A 4171-nucleotide genomic window follows, 5' to 3' on the forward strand; every position below is an offset into this window, starting at 1 on the left:
AAAATTCGATCTTTGCTTTCATACCCACTGTTATTTGATTGATCACATTCTCCGGAACCTCCAGTTCAACCTTCATTTTCTCACCGGCATTGAGTATAGCGAACACATGTCCGGTTTGTACTCTCTCATTAACTTTACCAGTAGTTCTAGCAACAATTCCGTCGGATGGTGCATGAATGACGCCATATTTTAAACGAGATCTTTGAATTTCTCTGTTTTTCAAGGCCCCTTCATATTGAGCAAGTGTACTCTGATAGCTGTTCTTGGCACTCTGATATTCCTTCAATGGGGTACTACCTTTTTCATAAAGTAACTTGATACGTTGAAGTTCGGCCTTTGAAGTGTTCATCGCAGACTCTGTACCATTCACTTCCGATAAGGCTCTTTGAAAGTTGAGATTTGCCTCCAGATTATCAAGAGTGGCGATCAAATCTCCCTTTTTGACTCGTTGACCTTTTTTTACGTTTATTTGCTCAATTACGCCCGATTCTCTAAAACTCAACTCGATTTCGTTGCCTGCTTTAGCAATTCCAGTAAATGATTTTGTATGTACCCTGATTCCAGTGCCTACTGCCATGAAATTTATGGGTCTCAGGACTTCTACTTTGGCAGTTTCTTTCTTACTACACTGAAAAGAAAGGACAATGGCCAACAGCAAACTAATTTTTATAATAGAATTTTTCATGATATGATATTGTTTTAATTTTTAAAGTTTAGTTCTGTATTCAAGGAATCTTTTGTTGAATGCTTGAAGTTCGGCTTCAGAGGCGAACATTGAGAAAAATCCAACAGAAAATTCAAGTTGCAATTGCGACTGAAGGTACTCGTATATGGCAACAGAGTATCGAAGTTTCGCCCCAAGGGAAGACTGCTGTGCGTCTACAAGTTGGGTTATATTTACCTCGCCAACTTGATATTGGTCTCTGACTAACTCGAAATTAGCAATTGCATTATTCGAGGCGGTCTTACTGAAAGCAATATTTGTTGAGGTCGCAACTGTATTTGTCAAGCTAGATTTTACGGCTAGTTCCAATTGCTGATCCAACTGAACCTTAGAATTATTAAGTTGATCAAGCTGTATCCTTGAAGTTTGAAGATTCACTTTTCGTTGATTCCCAGTAAAAATGGGATATGAAAGGCCGATCCCCACACTCCATGTGTTGTTCGGGATGTTAAAGTCAGTCGCATTCGAATTAGCTCCTCCTCTCGCAAGAACCTGTGCCATTTGTGCCTGTAGTCCTACCTTTGGTGTATACAAGAGCCTCTTATCTTGAAGATTCTTTCTTTCTACTGCATTAATCTGTTGCAAAAGTCCTTGCTTATTCGGGTTATTGTTTATCGACTCATTCACAAGAAAGCTTGCCACAAAATCCAAATCACTTGGATTGTTCACAAATTTTGCAATAACGCTTGAACTGAATCTCGTGTAAATCTGGTCATCAACTGTAATATCTGAGATATCATATTTTTCCTCTAGGGTATTGGCTAGAGACGTATTCAAAAGATACTTACTGTTGAATAAAACTGTATTAGCTTCCACTACTTTTTGACTGGCTGTAGAAACCTCACTTTCCCATCTTAGTATTTCAGCTCGATTGGCATCTCCTGAATTTACTCGAATTCTGGCCATCTCAAGATTGGTTTTTAAATTCTCAAGGTTTTCTGTTTCTATTTGAAGGGAAGTCTTGGCAACAAGAACTCCAAAATAATCTTGAAAGGTATTATAGTATATTTGAAGAATTTCAGCCTGTGTTGCTGATTCCTGAGCTTTCTGAAGATAGTATGCGATTTTAATTCCTGCGAAAGCTTCCTCTGAATAGATTACCTGGTCTAGATTGAGTTGACCTGACAAGCGTCTCTCGGGTTGGTCAAATAATACAAAGGTGCTTTCCTCATTGATTTGACGACCATTAATACCCAGATCCAAATAGGGTAATACAGCTGATTTTGCAAGCTTGGCATCTTGAATTGCTAGAGATACATCCTGATTGCTGATCTTGATTCCAAAATTGTTTTTTATGGCGCGCTCCATAACAGCTTCTAAAGAATAGATAGGAAGCTTCTGCTCGTCATCGATGAAGTTGGCTGTAAACAGAACCTCAAAGGATAATGCTGCACCTATTTTGTTAACCGTACTAGAATTTAGAAAGAGATCCTCCTTAAAATTAATGTTAACTGTCATTTGTGATAGCGATTCTCCATTTACGGCCTCATCTACCATAATAGCCAGTTTTCTAATAACTTGTTGAAAATCATTTTTATCTGAAATACAGGCCATTATCCCGTTATCAACATGAAACTTCTGACTTGAGAATGAGGGTAACTGTTTGTATTTAAGCCATTGAGCAATCTCTTTTATCTCAGTTGAGTCTTTGCCTTGAAGATAGGATAGATATACAGCGTCAGTATCTGAATTAACCCCTGAAAGAGAGGTCCTTATCTCGTCACTTATCTGAAGTACCTGAATTTGGACGGATAATTTTTCCTCAAGAGAATCAATATACGCCTGACCTTTCTCCTCATTGAAGGTATTTACTGAAGATTCGTTAACCAATATTGTTAAATTCTCATATGGGGTGATTTGCTTAAATACTGATAGCTCTTTTTCCAAATCTTTGGCGGCCCAGATATAGCTGAAATTATCATAATTAGTTACACCGTTGTCATAAGGGAGGTCTTGCAAATGAGGATCAATAACACCTAATCCAATTGTTGGAACTGCAAAGGATTTCAGATTTATGGCCCCTTTAATACTGTTCGATCCAAAGAGCAGGATAAAATCATGGGATTCTGATAAGCCTTGATATTCGTTTTTCGCTGTGTTTAAATCATTAACTCCATAATAAACTCCGTTGATTATATCCAAATTAATTTGCTTTGCCGGACCTATGGTTTTTTTGATTTCTTCCACGGCATTGACAAGGAGGGAATCAATCTCAGCTGATTTTTCAAAGTCTGTAATAACCCCCAAATTCAATGTCTGAGAATTAACTGCCAGACTTAAGCTGAAGGTGATCAAAATGCTTAGTAATTTTTTCATTGTAATAGAGTTTAGGTTTTTCTTGGTTGAGATAATTATTTCTTCATCTTTTAACTGATACAAAGGTAGATCGCATTCAAGGCTTATCTGAACGGGAAAGACTAAGCCTGAAAAAATAAGTGTTTCCCTTAGTTCACTAAGTGATGCACTTTTGGTCATTTAAATTTAGGAGAATTCATACTTTAGGCTTGTGTCAAAGCATCTGAATTCAGGTACCAAAGAGAATCACTCGATTTCTCCGTTTTCACAGATTCTTCATTAAACAACAATAAAGCTCCTACATGCACGATATTCTTTTTCTTGAATATCAGTAGGCTCTGATCGTCTTGAATTGATCCCAGGAATTTGTCTTAATTCTGTAACCCAAATCTGATCCTTTTGATTTATTAACTACTTATGTATTTTTCACGGTAAAATTGAGGAATTTAGCTTGCACTTATTGGTGCCGACCATATGTTACCCTTACTTGAATTTTCATTCTTTTAATTCTCCAAAGACAATTAACATCTTCTCATAAAAAAAGACGCTCGAGTGAGTATTCGGGATTGGCTTCGCCGGGCCCTAGTCACTCCCATTCTGCAAATAGAATCTGCAAATTGCTTGGCAGCAATTAACATCTTCTCACAAAAAAAGACGCTCGAGTGAACTCGGCGTCTTTTTTTGTTTCGAACCTGTATTGCAACAGATTCTATTTGATCGTGGAGATGGAGGGACTCGAACCCTCGTCCAAACAAGCAACTAAAATACTTTCTACATGCTTAGTTTTTATTTGGTTGTAGACCTAAAGCCGACTAAAAACGACCTACTTTAAGCTTAGTTTCTTTAGTTTCGAAAGACCAGCGAAACAATGGTCTTCCTAGGTTTACTTTTACGATGCCTCAAAACTGAACGCCGTTAACCAAGGCTTTCAAGAGACATTCAGCTTTCCCGTCTAACGGGACTAGGCTCATCCTACTATAATTCAGATTAAGCAGCTAAAGCGTAATTATCTTCGCCGTTTAAATAGTTGAAATCGATTTTTACGAGTGCTATTTCATGGCTCGACATGCTTATATTTCAACTGATCTCGCTGTCAAAACCAGTCATCCCCAAATGTAAAGAACTTAAACGGCTACAAATGTATAAAATTCA

General features: G+C 37.6%; 2 protein-coding genes and 1 other RNA gene. All 3 read right to left on the reverse strand.

Annotated elements, in window-relative coordinates:
* The coding region (locus ACR2MV_RS13155; RefSeq protein ID WP_434022391.1) for an efflux RND transporter periplasmic adaptor subunit at nucleotides 1–685 on the reverse strand (685 nt) is incomplete at its 3' end.
* Nucleotides 686–706: 21 nt separating this feature from the next.
* Nucleotides 707–3040, reverse strand: coding sequence for a TolC family protein (locus ACR2MV_RS13160; RefSeq protein WP_434022392.1), 2334 nt, complete (start codon nucleotides 3038–3040; stop codon nucleotides 707–709).
* A gap of 696 nt (nucleotides 3041–3736) precedes the next feature.
* Nucleotides 3737–4130, reverse strand: a transfer-messenger RNA (tmRNA) gene (ssrA, locus tag ACR2MV_RS13165).
* Nucleotides 4131–4171: the final 41 nt, after the last annotated feature.

This window comes from Lutimonas sp. (genome assembly GCF_051011215.1).
In the GTDB taxonomy this organism is placed as follows: Bacteria; Bacteroidota; Bacteroidia; order Flavobacteriales; family Flavobacteriaceae; genus Lutimonas.